This window comes from Streptomyces sp. NPDC026575, from assembly GCF_055567415.1.
This window is the reverse complement of record NZ_JBVHQM010000016.1, coordinates 164,076-178,850: the sequence shown is the minus strand read 5'-3', so window position 1 is coordinate 178,850 and position 14,775 is coordinate 164,076. Positions and strand designations below refer to the sequence as shown.

Below are 14,775 nucleotides of genomic sequence, written 5' to 3'. Positions count from 1 at the left end.
ACCCGCATGAAGCCCATCGGCTTTTGGCTGAACCGCACCGACCAGGCCATCACCCGCTACATGAACGACATGCTGGAGGAGTTCGGCCTCACTCGGATCGCCTGGCAGGTCCTCAACGTCCTCCACGACGCCCCCCAGACCGCCGTCGCCGACGCCGACGTCCTGTCGGCTCTCGCCGCCAACGCCGACGCCCACACGCTGACCGGCGCGGTCGAGGCCGTGCTCGCCGGCGGCTGGGCATCCCGCCCCGCACCGGACCGGCTCTCCCTTACCGGCAGCGGCCGTCGGCGCCTGAGCGAAGTCGCCGAACGCGTCGACACCTTCCGCGACCTGTCCACAAACGGCATCTCCCCCCACGAGTACCGCACAGCCGTCCTCGTCCTGGAACGCATGACCCACAACCTGGAGACGGCGGCAGGCGCTGACCGGCGGCCCTGACGAAAGCCTGCGACGGCGACGGTGCCGGCCCGCGCAGCGGGCAGCGGGCAGCGGGCAGCGGGCAGGGCCAGGCGGTACCGGGTCGTCGCGGCGCCCTTGTAGGGTCGTGGTGGGGCAACTGTGTGGCGTGTCCGCACGAGCCATGGAGCATGGGAGGGGCGCAGATGGTCGCGTCGTTGTTGGTGCTGTTGGTGGGCTTGGGCGTGCTGGCCGCGATCGTGGTCGTCATCGCCGTGGCGATAAGCAGGCGCGGCCAGAGCGCGCAGCCGCAGGTCCCTCCCGGGGGCTGGGGTCCGGGTCCGGGTATGCCGCAGCAGGCGCCTTATCCGCCCGTCCAACAGCCCGGCCAGGGTTTCGGGCCGGGGCAGCAGCCCGGTGCGCAGGCGTATCCGCCGGTCGTCCCTCCCGGGCAGCCGCCGCAGTACCCGGGACCGTACGGGGCGCAACCGCCACAGCAGCCGCCCTATCAGGGGCAGTGACACCCGAAGGTCGCCGATGACCGGCCGCGGATCAGGTGCGGGGTGCAGGTCGCTCGTCCCGGTTGGCGTGCAGGAATTGCAGCAGATGCCGGTTGACCTCCTCGGTGTGCGTCCACAGCAGTCCGTGCGGGGCTCGGTCGATCTCGACGTACCGGGCGTGGGGCAGCATCGCGTGCATCGGGCGGGCGGTGGCGGCGACCGGCAGGACGCGGTCCCCGGTGCCGTGCACGATGAGGGTCGGTACGTCGACGGCCGGCATGTCGCGGCGGAAGTCGGTCCGGCACGTCGGGATGGCGCTCAGACACACGTGTGTGGGTACGCGCCGTGCGGCGGCCCGCGCGGCGCGGACCTGGTCCGGGCCGATCCGGTTGCCGAGCGTTTCGTCGAGGTTGTAGAGGTCGTGGAAGAAGGCGTCGAGGTAGCCCTCGCGGTCTTCCTTGAGGGCGGCGAGGGTCTGGTCGATCAGCGCCTCGTTCACGCCGGAGGGGGTGTGCTCGGTCTTGAGGAGGTAGGGCCCAAGGGGGGCCATGAACGCGGCCTTGGCCACGCGGGCGGAGCCGTAGGTGCTCAGGTAGCGGGCGATGTCGCCGGTGCCCATGGAGAAGCCGACCAGTAGGGCATCTGTCAGGTCGAGGGTGGTCATCATCGTGTGGAGGTCCCCGGCCAGGGTGTCGTAGTCGTAACCGGCTCGGGGATGTGCGGAGTTGCCGAACCCGCGCCGGTCGTAGCTGATGACGCGATACCCGGCGTCCCGTAGCGCGGTGGTCTGCGGCGCCCACGAACGTTTGTCGAGCAGGTACCCGTGCAGCAAGACGACGGGCACCCCGTCTCCTTCGTCCTCGTAGTGGAGCTCGACGGCGGGACCGTCCTTCCCGCCTACGTCGATGTAGGGCACGGGCTGCCTCGCTTGGTCTGTGAGGGGTGGCTGCCGGGTGTCGGATGTATGCCGATGGTTGTCTTGGGTGATCCTCGCAGCTGTCGGCGGCCGTTCAGGTCGTCGAGGTGGTCGTCGAGGTGATGGCGTCCTAACTAGCCGTCGGCGTCCGCCAGTCCTTCGTGGACGCGTAGCAGCAGGTCTTGGAGCTGTTGGCGCTCGTTGGTGTCCAGTGGCGCGAGCACGTTGTCCTGGACGGTTCGCGCGTCGGCGTCCAGGTCCGTCAGGACGGCTCGTCCGGCGGGTGTGAGGGAGACGCGGACCCGGCGTCGGTCGGCGGTGTCACGTGCCCGATCGACGTAGTCGGCGGCGGTGAGCTGGTCGACGGCCTTGGCCGTGTCGCTGGGATCCATGCCCAGCCGGGCGACCAGGTCGCGTTGGGCGTGCGGCCCGAAGTCGGCCAGTGCGGCGAGGATGGCCATGTCCGACAGTCGCAGGCCGCGCTCGGCCAGTCGCTCGGCCAGCAGGCCGCGGGCGGTCTTGCCGACGCGGGAGAGCAGGTAGGTGCTGAGGTCCAGCAGGGTGGGCGGGGTGGATCGATCGGCGGCCACGGCACAAGTCTAAGGTGCCCACCTATAGTGGGTGCGGACCCACTGTTTTCGATGGTTGCCGACCTGAGGAGACCTGCCGTGGATGCCCTCTACCCTCGTCTGCTCGTCACCCGCTTCGCCGAGTGCTTCCGCTTCTACGAGGCGATCCTGCCGCCGCTGGCCGGCGCGAGGCTCGTCAAGGGCACGCCGGACGGCCCCTACGCCAACTGGGACGTCGACGACGATGCCGTCCTGGTGCTGTTCGACCGCGGCGCGATGGCCGCGGCGATGGGCACCGGGGCTCTTCCCGCAGAACCCGGCCCGGCGCAGGACACCGCGATGCTCGTCTTCCGGGTGGACGAGGTGGACAAGCGACTGGCCCTCTGCCTGGAGCACGGCGGCCGCCTCGTCGTCGGCCCGACCGACCGACCCCAGTGGGGCCCGAACCTGCGCACCGCCCACCTGCGCGACCCCGATGGCCACCTGATCGAGCTTCAGTCCTACTAGGACTCGTCCGGGCGGTCGGGTGCGGAGCGAGAGGACCGGGGCTGCCGTGGTGCGGCGCCGAGAAGGACGACCTCGCCGCGTCCGTCGCAGGTCGCAGCGCGTGGCCACGGCCCGCACCTGCCGCAGCGGACGTTGATCTGCCCGCGATTTTCGCACCGCCGGGAACGGGGTGTGGTGGACTGGGCGTCATGACCGACATCGAGACGATCACGGTGCCCGGCCATCTGCGGGGGTACCCCGGAGTGGCGTTCGGCGGATACATAGCGGGGGTGCTCGCCGAGCGGGCGACCGCCAAGACCGTACGGGTCGACTTCCGACGGCCGACCCCGGTGCAGGTGCCGGTGGAGCTCACGGAGACCGCCGACGGCGGGGCCGTGCTGACCGGTGCGGACGGGGTGCTGGCGGTGGCCACCCCCGACGAGTTGATCCTCGACGCACCCGAACCGCCCTCCTGGGACCAGGCGTCGACGGCGGCCGAGGCATACCGAGCGGCCCCGCCGGAGGGGACCGTGGACTGCTTCGGGTGCGGACTGGAGCGCACATCCGACACCGGGCTGCGCCAGCACTGCGGCATCGTGCCGGGACGGGATCTGGTGGCCACCGCCTGGAAGGCCGGCCCCGCACTCGCCGACACCGGGGGGATGCTGCCGGCGGAACTGGTGTGGGGGGCGCTGGACTGCCCGGGGAACGCGGCGGGGAAGCTGCTGGGGGCCTTGCGGGAAGGTGCGGTGACGGCCTCGCTGACAGCCCGGCTGCTCCAGCCCGTGCCGGTCTCCTCGCCGCTGGTGTCGTATGCGTGGGTCCTGTCGGAGGAGGGACGCAAGCACCGGGTGGGTGTCGCCCTCGCCACGGCGGAGGGCGACCTGTGCGCGCTCGCCTCGGCACTGTGGGTGGACCCCCGATAGCGCCCCGGCCCCCTCGCGGCAGTTGTCGGCCCCGAAGCAGCAGCGGCACTCCGGGCCTGCGGAGCGGCGAAAGACAGGCCGGCGGCAAGGGCCTGTACCGCTGGTGGGGTGCCGGGTCTGCGGCGGGCACCCCACCAGGCGGTGTGTTCCCGGTCAGGTCGCCGACGGCGGAGAAAGGGGCCGGCGGGGACTTTCTGTGCCTACTGTGAGAGGAGGAGTCGCTGCGGGTCTGCTCTGCCGCCGCCGCGAAGAGCGCCACCACCGGCCGGGAGCGCCACCGGGCGCGCAGGGCCCGGCCCACGCGCGGGGCCCGACCACCGCGCGGGGTCGACCGCGGAGCCTCGGGCGGCGCCTGCGACCGGGCGACGGCACCGGCGCCGTCGAGTCGTGTCGAGTCGTGTCGCCTCGCTGTGCAGGAGACCTCATGGACTACTTCTTCGACCTCGGGACCCTCACCCGGCCCGTATCGACACGCTCACCACAAGCGCAGCGCTGGTTCGACCGTGGCCTGGCCTGGAGCTTCGCGTTCAACCACGAGGAGGCGGTCAGCTGCTTCGAGTCGGCGGCGGCCGCGGATCCCGGCTGCGCCATGGCGTACTGGGGCGTCGCCTATGCCCTGGGCCCCAACTACAACAAGCCCTGGGAGTTCTTCGACGACGCCGACCTGCGGCGCACGGTGGAGCGGGCGCACACCGCCGTCGAGCGGGCCCGCGCACGGTGCGAGGGGGCCACGCCGACCGAGCGCGCGCTCATCGAGGCGCTGCGTCAGCGCTACCCCGCCGCGCAGGCCGCGCCGGACTGCTCCGTCTGGAACGAGCCCTACGCCCGGGCCATGCGCACCGCGTACGAACTCGCACCCGACGATCCGGACGTCGCCGCCCTCTACGCGGACGCGTTGATGAACCTCACCCCGTGGCGGCTGTGGGACCTGCGCACGGGCGAGGCAGCCGTCGGCGCGCGCACGCTGGAAGCGAAGGCCGTCCTCGACCGCGCGCTGCTGACCGAGACCGGCGCCCATCACCCGGGCGTACTGCACATGTACATCCACCTGATGGAGATGTCGCCGACGCCGGAGCAGGCTCTCGCGGTCGCCGACCGTCTGCGGGGGCTGGTCCCGGACGCGGGCCACCTGCACCACATGCCCTCACACCTCGATGTGCTGTGCGGCGACTACCGAAAGGTCGTGTCGGGCAACAGCGACGCGATCAGGGCGGACGAGAAGTACCTGCGGCGGGCCGGCGCGATGAACTTCTACACGCTGTACCGCTCGCACAACCACCACTTCAAGATCTACGGTGCGATGTTCCTCGGCCAGTGCGAAACGGCGCTGGAGGCGGCCGCGCAGCTGGAGGCGGCCATCCCCGAGGAGCTGCTGCGTGTGGCGAGCCCGCCCATGGCCGACTGGCTGGAGGGGTTCTTGGCCATGCGGGTGCATGTGCTGATCCGCTTCGGCCGGTGGGGGGACGTCCTCGCGCTGCCGATGCCCTGTGATGCGGAGCTGTACTGCGTCACCACGGCGATGCTGCACTACGCGCGCGCAGTGGCGTACTCCGCCACGAAAGCGACCGCGAAGGCCGAGGCCGAACGGGAGCTGTTCCGCCGTGCGGCCGGACGGGTTCCCCCGACGCGGATGCTGTTCAACAACACCTGCCGGGACATCCTGGCGATCGCCTCCGCCATGCTCGACGGCGAACTCGCCTACCGCAAGGGCGCCTACGACGTGGCGTTCGCCTGCCTGGAGCGCTCCGTCGAGCTCGACGACAACCTGCCCTACGACGAACCGTGGGGCTGGATGCAGCCGACCCGCCACGCCTACGGGGCGCTCCTGCTCGAACAGGGCCGGGTCGAGGAGGCCGAGGCCGTCTACCGGGCCGACCTCGGACTCGACGACGCCCTGCCCAGGTCCTCACAGCATCCGGGGAACGTCTGGGCCCTCCACGGCTTCCACGAATGCCTCGTGCGCCGCGGCCAGACGGGCGAGGCCCGTATCGTCGCCCAGCAACTCGCCATGGCCACCGCACTCGCGGACGTCCCCGTCGAGGCGTCGTGCTTCTGCCGCCTCGGCGCCACGGGCGACGCGGGCGACGCGGTTGGGCGTCACGGGCCTTGGAACGGGCGTGGCCTGTGACAGCCGGGCGGGGTGGGCGCGTCCGTGTCGCTCGGAGTGGACGGATAATCTGGGCCCGTCAGCGAAGATCGCAGAAGGGCAAAGCACATGGCAGACATCGTGGAGACGGCGGCGCGCAAGGTCTTCGAGCGCTACGACGTCGACGGGGACGGCCAGGTCACCGCGGACGAATACCGCAAGGTCGTGGCGGAGTTGGAGGGCTCGCAGATCACCGAGGCGCAGGCTCAGGAGCTGATCGACTCGCTCGACACCAACGGCGACCGCCAGATGTCCTTCGAGGAGTTCTGGGCGGCCATGAATGGCTGACACCGCCGGGTCCGGCACCGGAAGCTGCCGGACCCGGTCCGCCGTCCCACCGGTCAGCCGAGCCGGTACTCCCACCCCTCGCGCCAAACGAAGTCGACCCCCAGCAGTTCTTCCAAGGGCTTGCCGTCGATGAGGTGGTCGAACGCCCAGCGGGTGGCGACGTGCCCGATGACCAGGATCCGGGTGTCCGACCAGCGCGAAGGCAGATCCGTCAGGAAGCGGCCCACGCGGTCCACCGCCTGCCGCCAGCTCTCACCCCCCGGATAGGGGTGATCGATGCGCTCGCCCAGCTCCACCGCCAGGCCCCGACCCCGTTCGGACAGCCGTCCGGGCAACCACCCGGTGGCGATCTGGCGGTCGTTGTCCTGGCTCCACGAGTGCGTCTCGAAAACGATCTCCAAGGACATGCCGCCACGCTAACGCCCCACCCGAGCCCGCTGAATCGTGCTTCTCCCAGAGCGGACAACCGGCCGACGAGGCAGCAGCCGGCGCGCTCAGACCGGCTGCACCGGGCCGTTGGGCCTCCCATGCCGTGGCCTCCCATGCCGTGGCTCTCGCGCCCCAGGCCCAGGCCCTGATCCGGCCGCCGCGGTGGACGGTGGCGACCGTGCGAGCCCTGCGCCCGTGGGGCGCCGACCTTTCTCGCTTCATACATATGGACGGAATTTAGGCCGATCGCACTTCGGGCCGCGGGAGTGCGGGGCAAGATGCGGGCTCGATGACGGGAGTCCGTCGGAAGGGATCGAACGCACATGGTGGAACACCTCCCGAAGCCGCAGGACGAGCAGGTCCCAGAGCCGGGTTGCAGCGAGAAGGCGCCGGGGTTCGACGTGTCCCGTGCAGCCCGCCTCACCGCCGCGGTGGTTGCCCCGCACCTGCCCCGCGACAAACGCAAGGGCGGCAAGGACGGCAGCGGCAGAGCCAGCCGGGCGACCCGCTGGATCGCGTGAACCCGATACCGGGCCGACCGCATACGAGAGGCGCGAGGCGAGCTCGGCGGACGCCCGCCCGGTCCGCTGTGGGGGGGAAGCTCGTTGTGCAGGAGACGGCTTCGCCCGGGGCGCCGGGAGCGCCATCTTGCCTTCGGGACAACGGTGGTGGCGCGCTCGTCGCCTGGGGCCGGCGATCCGGAGTCGGCGGTCCGGATCGCCGGAACGGATCGCCGGAACGGATTCCAGGTGCGGGGCGTCAGTCTTTGCCCATCAGGCGGTACATGCCGATCGAGCCGTGTGTGGCGGTGTCGGCGAAGCCGAATTTCTCGTAGAGGAAGCGAGCGGGGCCGTCGGCGATGAGTGAGACGTAGGCGGTGGCGGGGGCGCGGCGCTCCAGTTCTTCGGTGAGTGCGGCCATGATGCGGGTGCCCAGGCCGTGGCCTTGGTGTGCGGGGTGTACGCAGACGTCGACGATCTGGAATGCGGTGCCGCCGTCACCGATGATGCGCCCCATGCCGATGGGGGTGTCGTGGTGGTAGAGGGTGACGCCGTACCAGGTGTGGGGCAGGGCGAGTGCGACCGCCTCGGGGGTTTTGTCGGAGAGGCCGGCGTCGGTGCGCAGGCGGCGGAAGTCGTCACCGGAGGGCACCCCCGCACGCAGTTCGTAAGGACCGTTGGCGTCGTTCATGCGTGACACGCTACAAGGTGCGCTATGGGCCGGTTGCTTGCGTCCTGGCTCGTCGGGCGTCTCTTTGCGGGGCTGCGGGTGAACCTGCGGCGTGGGCCGCCGACTTCGGAAGGAGGTCACGGCCGCCGAACCGGTTTACCCGGCAGGCGGCCGCACGGTGACCAGAGGACCTGCGTCCGCGGCCGCGGCCCGGACGGTGTCGCGGTCAGCGCCCTCGCATGGGCCCGAACAGTGTCATGAGCCTGTCATCCATAGGTGTAGAACCTGGTGTGGTCCAGCATGTCCGCCGGCGTGACGTCGTTCCATGGCTTCATCGTGTCGTGGAGGTCGACGACGTCGGGGGTGTTGCCGGTCGGCAGATAGCCCGACTTGGGGTGCTTGCGCTGCCAGTCGGCCCAGAGCTTGTCGACGAAGCAGTGGTGCAGCCAGAAGACCGGGTCGTTGGGCGACGCTCCGGTTGTCATCTGGCCACCGACCCAGACATGCACCCGGTTGTGCAGATTGGGACCGCGCCAGCCCTCGATGTGGTTGCGGAAGCCGTCGGCGGAGCTGTTCCAGGGGGCGGTGTCGTAGACGTTCAGGGCGAGCACCTGATCGACCTCGGCTCGGGTCGGCAGTTCGCGGACCCCGGTGCCCAGGGAGCGGCGCAGGAACGTCCGGCCGTCCACCCGTATGTTCAGCGGCCAGTTGCCGTTGCCGAAGGCGAACGGCCCCGACGTCACCCGGCCGTCGCCGCTCCGTCCGTCGCCGCCGAGGAAGTCCTCGGCCCACAGCGAGCTGCGGGGCGAACGGTCGACGGTCCAGTCCCAGTAGGGCAGCATGACCGACGGCGTGATGCTCTGGAGGGCTTCTTCGAACTGGAGCAGGAACCTGCGGTGCCAGGGAAGGAATGACGGCGATCGGTGGCCGGTGCGCTCTGCGTTGTCGGTGTCACCGATGATGAAGGCGTTGTGGGTGCTGATGAACTCGTCGTAGCGGCCGGTGCGCTTGAGCTCCAGCACCGCGTCGACGAAGTTCCGCTTCTCGGTGGCGGTGAGGTCCGCCTGGTTCTTCCGGACTGCCATGTCGAGGACTCCTCGGTGGGGGGACGGTCAGGGTCGGGCCTCAGCTGGTGACGACGGGGACCAGGTCGGCGCCCTGGAGTTGCCGGACGGCGGCGCGCGCCAGGGCGCGTGGCGTGGTGAACGTCTCGTAGTGGTTCACCAGGCTGATCCAGGTGCCGTCCGCGTTGCGCATCACATGCAGGTCGTCGTTGTCGATGCGGACAACGAAGTCCATGCCGTCGTGCGGGCCGGCCTGGCCGGAGTGGTGCTCCGCCTGGCCTCCATGGTTTTGGTGACCTCCCTGGTGTGCACCTCCTGCTTGTGCCGGCCAGCCTTCTATGTGGCGGCCCTGGTACATCTCGTCGAAGGGTTCCGGCATCTCGTGGTCATCGGAGCGCGCGGCTTCGGGCGCGTGTCCGTGGCCGTGGGTGGGGCGGGCGGCGGGGGTGTCGGCGAAGGCGGCCGGTGCGGCGAGCGCCGCCGCGGCCAGGGCCGCGGCGCTGCCGTGCAGCACCTGGCGTCGGGTGGGACGCGACATGTTCCACTCCTCTGTTCGTTCGGCTCCTCCTGCGGGCTGCCGCGGAGGGTTGTTGAAGCCGGCGCGCCGAAGGTCGGCCCGCGCCGCCACATGCTGGCAGGGACGAACGAGTCATCAAGTTGCGCCGCCTGAACGAGACAACACCTGTACGGAGGTGCAGAGTTCAACGGCGGAGATCGTCCTTCTGGCCCGTCGCGCTTCCCCGCGGAACGGGATGTTCCGCGACGTGAGCCGCTCTTCGCCGCAGATCCTTTTCCCGCCCAGTCGTTACCGCGAGCCCGCGCGCGGCCCGGAACTCGGCGCAAATACACGGGGTTTGGGGCAATACGGGTTTGCGGCGGAGCCCGGTGACGGCGAGTCCGCAGGAAGCACCACGGGGTTCGCGAGTTGAGCCAGGCGGTGGTGATCGCCGGCTCACGCCGACCGCGGGGAGCCGCTCACCACGGCGGTCGCCGTCGAGGAGTCGGACGGCTCGATCGTCGGCTGCTGCGAGTTCGTCGTACCTGGCGACGGCAGGGCGACGGGCTGCGCTACGGCACCGGCGTACTGCCCGAGCGCCGCGGCCACAGCCTGGAGCCGCTGACAGTCCGCTCTGCCCGCAGGCCGATGGAACGGCGCTGACACACCCCGCCGAACCCGAGCCACCTCAAACGAGCCACGCTGGTACGAGCCACGCTGGTAGCAGCGCTGTCGGCCCAGCAGTTCCTGACCTGTGCGCTCTCGACAGGTCCAACGGCTGGGCGCCGACGGCGAGTTCCCCGTAAAGGTGTGAGGTTTTGCCCAGCTCTGCGGCCTGTTCGGGAGCGTGGTGATCGCCCCATACTCCAGGGCCCGGCAAACCGAAGGGGTGGAGGAGCACGGTGAGCGCAGCGGCGGCGGGGACCTGGAAGCTCGGGGACATGGAGGTCAAGCGCATCGGCTACGGCGCGATGCGGCTGACGGGCAACGGCATGAGGGGGAACTCCGACGGCGCGCCGATCGACCGCGATGCCGCCGTCGGCCTGCTGCACAGCGCGTTCGAGCAGGGTGTCGACCACATCGACACGGCCGCCTTCTACTTCTCGCCGCTGCGGTCCGCCAACGAGCTCATCAACCGCGCCCTGTCGTCCTGGTGCGGCGAGGTGGTCGTGGTGACCAAGGTGGGCCCGGCGCGCGACCCTGCCGGTGCGTGGCTGGCCATGGCCCGCCCCGACCAGCTGCGCGGCCAGGTCGAGGAGAATCTGCGCCAGCTGGGCCGCGACCACCTGGACGTGGTGAACCTGCGCCACGACGGCCCCGGTACGGCCTCGATCGCCGAGCACTTCGGCGCGCTGGCCGAGCTGCGCCAGGCGGGCCTGATCCGGCACCTGGGGCTCTCCAGCGTCCGCCCGGAGCACGTGGCCGAGGCCCTGGCGATCGCGCCCGTGGTCTGCGTGCAGAACTCCTACGGGCTGGACTGGCGCCGCGCCGAGGAGAGCGGGCTGATCGGCCTGTGCCGGGAGCGGGGCATCGCCTTCGTCGCGTACTTCGCCATCTCCGGCCTGCGGCGCGAGGCGGCCGCGGGCCGGGAGCACGACGCGCGCGTGTGCCGTGTCGCCCGCGACCACGGGGCGACGCCGGCCCAGGTGCGGCTCGCCTGGACCCTCCACCGCGGTCCGCACGTGCTGGCCATCCCCGGCACCACGAACCCGGCGCACCTCACGCAGAACATCGCCGCCGGGGACTTGCACCTGAGCGAGGAGGAGCTGGCCGCCCTCGACGGGCCGGGCGCGGACGCGGCATGAGCTGGGGCCGGAGGTGGTCCTGCGGCCGCCTGACGGCGGGTCAGTGGCGTAGGGCGGCGGCGACCTGGCCGGCGCCCGCGAGGGTGCCGTCGGGGACGAAGGTGGCCTGGGCGCCGGTGTCGAGGGAGCGTTCGATCACCTCGTCGACGATGTCCTCGCGGGCTCCGGGGGCGTCGGATTCGGCGGGGACGAGGGGCTTGCCGTCGTCGCGGACGGTGGTGCGGAACTGCTCCTCGACCACCAGGTGGGTGATTCGGCCGTCGCCGGCGGCCTGCCGTGCGGGATCTGCGGTCGCCTCCCTGGCGATGGATCCGACGGCGTCCAGCAGGGCGAGCGCGGCGGCGTCGCCGACCACGTAGAGCGGGCGGGTGTCGGCGGCGAGCGCCTTGCCGATCTCGGTGTCGGTCTGCCGCAGGAAGGTCTTGGTCTCCTCGTCGCGGAAGGTGCTGGGCGTGTCGCCGGTGCGCTCCAGCCGTTGGGGGTCGGGCGCTGCGTCGTGGACGCGGGCAACGGCCTGCTGCCTTGCTGGCGGGCGCGGGTGGCGGTGCCGGACTCGGAGCCCTCCTCGTGGAAGGCGGCGTCCGCAGACGGCCTCGGTTTCAAGGTCGATTGTCAGTGGTGGGTGAGAGAGTAGGCACATCGGTTCGGAACATCGATTCGGAACATGGGGGACCAGTTATGTCCAAAAGCCAGAACTACATCAATCACGTTGCTCTTGTACTGGATGCCAGTGCGTCCATGTCGCAGCTGAGCGGCAAGGTCGTCGAAGTCGCCGATCAGCAGATCGCCTATCTGGCCCGCCGTTCGCAGGAGCTGGACCAGGAAACCCGCGTGACGGTGTATGTGTTCGCGAACAAGGTGGAGTGCGTCATTTACGACAAGGACGTGCTGCGCATGCCGTCCTTGAAGGAGCTGTACCGGGTCGGTGGCATGACGGCTCTGCTGGCGGCCACGCTGAAGTCGCAGCGGGAGCTGGCGCAGACCGCTCAGCTCTACGGCGACCACAGCTTCCTGACGTTCGTGCTGACGGACGGGCAGGAGAACGCGAGCCATCGCTGCCCGGGCGCCCCTGCCAGGAACCCGCGTGACCTGGTGCGGGACGTCTCCGAGATGATCGAGACGCAGCAGGACAACTGGACGCTGGCCGTCCTTGTGCCGGACCAGATGGGCAAGCGCGAGGCCATGCAGTGCGGCTTCCCCAAGGACAACATCGCCATCTGGGACGCCACGAGCACCCAGGGGCTGGAGGAGGCCGGGCAGGTCATCCAGCAGGCGACCGAGAAATTCATGGTGGGGCGCGCCCGGGGTATTCGGGGATCGCGGGCGGTGTTCTCCACGGGTGCCGACGCCGTCAACAAGGACACCATAAAGGCGGCCGGTCTCACTCCGGTGAATCCGTCCGAGTACGAGCTGATCCCGGTGGCTCGTGATGCGAAGATCCGGGAATGGGTCGTCGAATGCGGGCATACTTTCCGGACCGGTTGTGCGTTCTATCAGCTGAGCAAGTCGGAGAAGATCCAGGCGCAAAAGCAGATTGCGGTCCTGGAGAAGAGGACGGACCGGGTGTATACGGGGCCGGAGGCGCGGGCCCTGCTCGGTCTGCCGGATATGGAGGTCCGCGTGAAGCCGGATCACAACGACGACTTCACGATCTTTGTGCAGAGCACCAGCGTGAACCGCAAGCTGGTGCCGAACACGCGGCTCATGTTGATGAAGTGACGGCCCAGGTCCCGCCGGCCCGGTCCGGCGGGACCTGCTCGCTGTGCCGGGTGTCCTGATTGATCGCTCTGCCGGGCGTGGTGAAGGAGACTGCCGGTACGTGATCGGGCGAGGAGCCCTGTGGCCGTCCCACACCGAAAGGTGGAGTCATGCACGACCTGCCCACGCTGCTACGCGAGTACGACCGTGCCCGCGCCTACACCGACGAGTTGTGGAGGGACCTCACACCGGATGAGGTGATCTGGCGCCCCCACGAGAACTCCAGCGCCATCGGCTGGCACCTGGGCCACCAGGCCCACGTCGCCCACTTCATGATCCGCAACCTCACCGCGGCCGAGCCCAGTCCCGACCCGGAGCTGGACGCGGTGATGGACTCCGCGAATCCGGAGAAGTTCCGCGGCGCGCTCCCCACGGTCGACCGGCTCGCCGCGTTCCGTGACGCTGTCGCCGAGCGCGTCCACGCCCGCATCGGCGACATCGCCGCCGGCCGTGTCGGCGCCCCCACCCAGCTGTCCATCGTCGCGACCCACCTGCTGACCACACTGATCAACCACGAGTACCAGCACGACCAGTGGATCGGCGAGGTCCGGGCCGACAACCTCGGCCACGCCCTCCCGCCCGACCCCGAGTCGGACCGGCTCAGCCGCATCGACGGCTACCTGGTCTGCAACCCCTACGCCTGACCACAGGACGGGCGTCCCGGCCGTTGCGGGTGGGGCCAGCCGGCTGGAGAAGTACGGGGCCAGGAGCGCGTAGATCGACCAGTCGTACGCCTCGACGGCGCTGCCTGCCGTGGCCGCGCACAGGCTGCGGCCGTGCGACGTCCGCCTGCTTGGGACGTCGTCGGGCCCGTCAAATCCCGCCGGCTCTCGCACCGTGTCCTGTATCTCCCCTGCCTCCTGGTGTTTCGTGCGCGCGCATCGCCCCGCTCGGTTCGGCTCGGTGAACGGCGCGGCGGTCGGCCCGGCGAGGTGACGTAGGCGGTGGGTGCGGCCGGCGCGGCACGGGTCGGCCGATGCAGCACGGGTCGGCCGGTGCAACACGGGTCAGGCGGTGCAGCACGGGTCGGCCAGTGCAACACGGGTCAGGCGGTGCAGCACGGGTCGGCCAGTGCAACGCGGTCCGTTTGGACAGAAGTTGGCCAGGAGTCTAAGGTTTTGGCCATGCGGTCAAAAAATGATCCGGATGGCCAGTTCGGTGCCGGGGCGGCCGAGCCCGAGTCGCGGAAGTCACAGGAGTCGCAGCGTTCGTTCATCGAGAAGGCGCGCCGGGCCCAGATCATCGACGCCGCCGTCGAGACCATCGCGGTACGGGGGTTCGCGAAGGCTTCGCTGGCGCAGATCGCCGAACGGGCGGGCATCAGCAAGGGGGTGATCTCGTATCACTTCGCCGGTAAGAGCGAGCTGATCGAGCAGGCCGTCGAGCAGATCTACGAGGGGATCGGCGCCTTTGTCGGTGCCCGGCTGGACGAGCGGGTCGGGGCGGGTGCGTGGTTGCGCATCTATGTCGAGTCGGTCGCCGAGTACATGCTCGGCCACCGGGCGCAGCTCACCGCGCTCGGTGAGATCTTCAGTCACTTCCGGACGGCCGACGGAGAGCCGCGCTATGGCGTGGCATCGAGCGAGCCGCTCTACGACGCGCTGGAGAAGGTCTTTGTCAAGGGCCAGCAGAGCGGTGAGTTCCGCGCGTTCGACGTGCGGGTGATGGCGGTGAGCCTCCAGGCGTCGATCGACCATATGTTCGCGTATTGGAGTGCCCATCCCGAAAGCGATCTGACCGCCTATGCCGGCGAACTCGCCGACACCTTCGAGCACGCCACACGCGCGGACGGCCGCGCTTCCGCGTGACCGCACCGGACAACTCTG

19 protein-coding genes are annotated in these 14,775 nt (G+C 70.2%); 11 read left to right on the top strand and 8 right to left on the bottom strand.

What is annotated here, in order from left to right; translation table 11 throughout:
• Positions 1-6: 6 nt before the first annotated feature.
• Both ACZ4NB_RS23250 and ACZ4NB_RS23245 read left to right on the top strand, forming a co-directional pair.
• Positions 7-438, top strand: coding sequence for a MarR family winged helix-turn-helix transcriptional regulator (locus ACZ4NB_RS23250; protein ID WP_467664336.1), 432 nt, complete (start codon positions 7-9; stop codon positions 436-438).
• 149 nt (positions 439-587) lie between these two features.
• Positions 588-917 carry a hypothetical protein gene (locus tag ACZ4NB_RS23245; RefSeq protein ID WP_467664334.1) on the top strand — a complete coding sequence of 110 codons (330 nt, stop codon included), beginning with the start codon at positions 588-590 and terminating at the stop codon, positions 915-917.
• 31 nt (positions 918-948) lie between these two features.
• Here the strand turns inward: ACZ4NB_RS23245 and ACZ4NB_RS23240 are convergent, their stop codons facing one another.
• A complete protein-coding gene (locus tag ACZ4NB_RS23240) occupies positions 949-1,812 on the bottom strand; it encodes an alpha/beta fold hydrolase (protein ID WP_467664332.1) in 864 nt (287 codons plus the stop codon).
• Between the two features lie 134 nt (positions 1,813-1,946).
• On the bottom strand, positions 1,947-2,402 hold the full coding sequence (locus tag ACZ4NB_RS23235) for a MarR family winged helix-turn-helix transcriptional regulator (RefSeq protein WP_467664330.1): 456 nt from the start codon (positions 2,400-2,402) through the stop codon (positions 1,947-1,949).
• Positions 2,403-2,480: 78 nt separating this feature from the next.
• Here ACZ4NB_RS23235 and ACZ4NB_RS23230 point away from each other — a divergent pair, with 78 nt between their 5' ends.
• The 4 genes from ACZ4NB_RS23230 (at position 2,481) to ACZ4NB_RS23215 (ending at position 6,227) form a co-directional block, all read left to right on the top strand.
• Positions 2,481-2,888: a VOC family protein gene (locus ACZ4NB_RS23230; protein ID WP_467664328.1), complete on the top strand. Its 408-nt coding sequence runs from the start codon at positions 2,481-2,483 to the stop codon at positions 2,886-2,888.
• Positions 2,889-3,076: 188 nt separating this feature from the next.
• Positions 3,077-3,793, top strand: a complete 717-nt coding sequence (locus ACZ4NB_RS23225) for a hypothetical protein (protein WP_467664326.1) — start codon at positions 3,077-3,079, stop codon at positions 3,791-3,793.
• A gap of 424 nt (positions 3,794-4,217) precedes the next feature.
• Positions 4,218-5,921, top strand: a complete 1,704-nt coding sequence (locus ACZ4NB_RS23220; RefSeq protein ID WP_467664324.1) for a hypothetical protein — start codon at positions 4,218-4,220, stop codon at positions 5,919-5,921.
• Between the two features lie 87 nt (positions 5,922-6,008).
• Positions 6,009-6,227 carry an EF-hand domain-containing protein gene (locus tag ACZ4NB_RS23215; protein ID WP_467664322.1) on the top strand — a complete coding sequence of 73 codons (219 nt, stop codon included), beginning with the start codon at positions 6,009-6,011 and terminating at the stop codon, positions 6,225-6,227.
• A 53-nt stretch (positions 6,228-6,280) separates the two neighbouring features.
• On the opposite strand, the gene ACZ4NB_RS23210 is transcribed toward ACZ4NB_RS23215, so the two are convergent.
• Positions 6,281-6,634 carry a histidine phosphatase family protein gene (locus ACZ4NB_RS23210; RefSeq protein ID WP_467664320.1) on the bottom strand — a complete coding sequence of 118 codons (354 nt, stop codon included), beginning with the start codon at positions 6,632-6,634 and terminating at the stop codon, positions 6,281-6,283.
• Between the two features lie 345 nt (positions 6,635-6,979).
• Between ACZ4NB_RS23210 and ACZ4NB_RS23205 the strand changes: the two genes are divergently transcribed.
• Positions 6,980-7,177, top strand: a complete 198-nt coding sequence (locus ACZ4NB_RS23205; protein WP_467664318.1) for a hypothetical protein — start codon at positions 6,980-6,982, stop codon at positions 7,175-7,177.
• A gap of 238 nt (positions 7,178-7,415) precedes the next feature.
• Here the strand turns inward: ACZ4NB_RS23205 and ACZ4NB_RS23200 are convergent, their stop codons facing one another.
• The 4 genes from ACZ4NB_RS23200 to ACZ4NB_RS23185 all read right to left on the bottom strand — a co-directional run bounded on the left by ACZ4NB_RS23200 (position 7,416) and on the right by ACZ4NB_RS23185 (position 9,995).
• On the bottom strand, positions 7,416-7,847 hold the full coding sequence (locus ACZ4NB_RS23200; RefSeq protein WP_467664316.1) for a GNAT family N-acetyltransferase: 432 nt from the start codon (positions 7,845-7,847) through the stop codon (positions 7,416-7,418).
• A gap of 245 nt (positions 7,848-8,092) precedes the next feature.
• Positions 8,093-8,911 (bottom strand): tyrosinase MelC2, encoded by an 819-nt coding sequence (gene melC2, locus ACZ4NB_RS23195; RefSeq protein WP_467664314.1) that lies wholly within the window; start codon positions 8,909-8,911, stop codon positions 8,093-8,095.
• A gap of 40 nt (positions 8,912-8,951) precedes the next feature.
• The gene (locus ACZ4NB_RS23190; protein WP_467664312.1) at positions 8,952-9,428 is read right to left on the bottom strand and encodes a tyrosinase family oxidase copper chaperone; all 477 of its coding nucleotides are present in this window, start codon (positions 9,426-9,428) and stop codon (positions 8,952-8,954) included.
• Positions 9,429-9,842: 414 nt separating this feature from the next.
• On the bottom strand, positions 9,843-9,995 hold the full coding sequence (locus ACZ4NB_RS23185; protein WP_467664310.1) for a hypothetical protein: 153 nt from the start codon (positions 9,993-9,995) through the stop codon (positions 9,843-9,845).
• 332 nt (positions 9,996-10,327) lie between these two features.
• On the opposite strand from ACZ4NB_RS23185, the gene ACZ4NB_RS23180 reads away from it, so the two are divergent.
• Entirely contained in the window at positions 10,328-11,191 is an 864-nt protein-coding gene (locus ACZ4NB_RS23180; protein ID WP_467664391.1) for an aldo/keto reductase, read from the top strand.
• Positions 11,192-11,231: 40 nt separating this feature from the next.
• On the opposite strand, the gene ACZ4NB_RS23175 is transcribed toward ACZ4NB_RS23180, so the two are convergent.
• Positions 11,232-11,831, bottom strand: coding sequence for a baeRF3 domain-containing protein (locus ACZ4NB_RS23175; RefSeq protein WP_467664308.1), 600 nt, complete (start codon positions 11,829-11,831; stop codon positions 11,232-11,234).
• A gap of 38 nt (positions 11,832-11,869) precedes the next feature.
• Between ACZ4NB_RS23175 and ACZ4NB_RS23170 the strand changes: the two genes are divergently transcribed.
• The 3 genes from ACZ4NB_RS23170 (at position 11,870) to ACZ4NB_RS23160 (ending at position 14,757) form a co-directional block, all read left to right on the top strand.
• Positions 11,870-12,910: a vWA domain-containing protein gene (locus tag ACZ4NB_RS23170; RefSeq protein ID WP_467664306.1), complete on the top strand. Its 1,041-nt coding sequence runs from the start codon at positions 11,870-11,872 to the stop codon at positions 12,908-12,910.
• A gap of 149 nt (positions 12,911-13,059) precedes the next feature.
• On the top strand, positions 13,060-13,593 hold the full coding sequence (locus tag ACZ4NB_RS23165; RefSeq protein ID WP_467664304.1) for a DinB family protein: 534 nt from the start codon (positions 13,060-13,062) through the stop codon (positions 13,591-13,593).
• A gap of 480 nt (positions 13,594-14,073) precedes the next feature.
• Positions 14,074-14,757: a TetR/AcrR family transcriptional regulator gene (locus ACZ4NB_RS23160; RefSeq protein ID WP_467664389.1), complete on the top strand. Its 684-nt coding sequence runs from the start codon at positions 14,074-14,076 to the stop codon at positions 14,755-14,757.
• The last annotated feature ends 18 nt before the right edge of the window (positions 14,758-14,775 follow it).

Excerpts from the sequence above, each read along its gene's own strand:
- ACZ4NB_RS23215 (WP_467664322.1), top strand. The coding sequence starts at position 6,009 with ATGGCAGACATCGTGGAGACGGCGGCGCGCAAGGTCTTCGAGCGCTAC.
- ACZ4NB_RS23165 (WP_467664304.1), top strand. The coding sequence starts at position 13,060 with ATGCACGACCTGCCCACGCTGCTACGCGAGTACGACCGTGCCCGCGCC.
- ACZ4NB_RS23190 (WP_467664312.1), bottom strand. The coding sequence starts at position 9,428 with ATGTCGCGTCCCACCCGACGCCAGGTGCTGCACGGCAGCGCCGCGGCC.
- melC2 (WP_467664314.1), bottom strand. The coding sequence starts at position 8,911 with ATGGCAGTCCGGAAGAACCAGGCGGACCTCACCGCCACCGAGAAGCGG.
- ACZ4NB_RS23175 (WP_467664308.1), bottom strand. The coding sequence starts at position 11,831 with ATGTGCCTACTCTCTCACCCACCACTGACAATCGACCTTGAAACCGAG.
- ACZ4NB_RS23160 (WP_467664389.1), top strand. The coding sequence starts at position 14,074 with ATGCGGTCAAAAAATGATCCGGATGGCCAGTTCGGTGCCGGGGCGGCC.
- ACZ4NB_RS23205 (WP_467664318.1), top strand. The coding sequence starts at position 6,980 with ATGGTGGAACACCTCCCGAAGCCGCAGGACGAGCAGGTCCCAGAGCCG.
- ACZ4NB_RS23220 (WP_467664324.1), top strand. The coding sequence starts at position 4,218 with ATGGACTACTTCTTCGACCTCGGGACCCTCACCCGGCCCGTATCGACA.
- ACZ4NB_RS23200 (WP_467664316.1), bottom strand. The coding sequence starts at position 7,847 with ATGAACGACGCCAACGGTCCTTACGAACTGCGTGCGGGGGTGCCCTCC.
- ACZ4NB_RS23210 (WP_467664320.1), bottom strand. The coding sequence starts at position 6,634 with ATGTCCTTGGAGATCGTTTTCGAGACGCACTCGTGGAGCCAGGACAAC.
- ACZ4NB_RS23225 (WP_467664326.1), top strand. The coding sequence starts at position 3,077 with ATGACCGACATCGAGACGATCACGGTGCCCGGCCATCTGCGGGGGTAC.
- ACZ4NB_RS23250 (WP_467664336.1), top strand. The coding sequence starts at position 7 with ATGAAGCCCATCGGCTTTTGGCTGAACCGCACCGACCAGGCCATCACC.
- ACZ4NB_RS23245 (WP_467664334.1), top strand. The coding sequence starts at position 588 with ATGGGAGGGGCGCAGATGGTCGCGTCGTTGTTGGTGCTGTTGGTGGGC.
- ACZ4NB_RS23180 (WP_467664391.1), top strand. The coding sequence starts at position 10,328 with ATGGAGGTCAAGCGCATCGGCTACGGCGCGATGCGGCTGACGGGCAAC.
- ACZ4NB_RS23170 (WP_467664306.1), top strand. The coding sequence starts at position 11,870 with ATGTCCAAAAGCCAGAACTACATCAATCACGTTGCTCTTGTACTGGAT.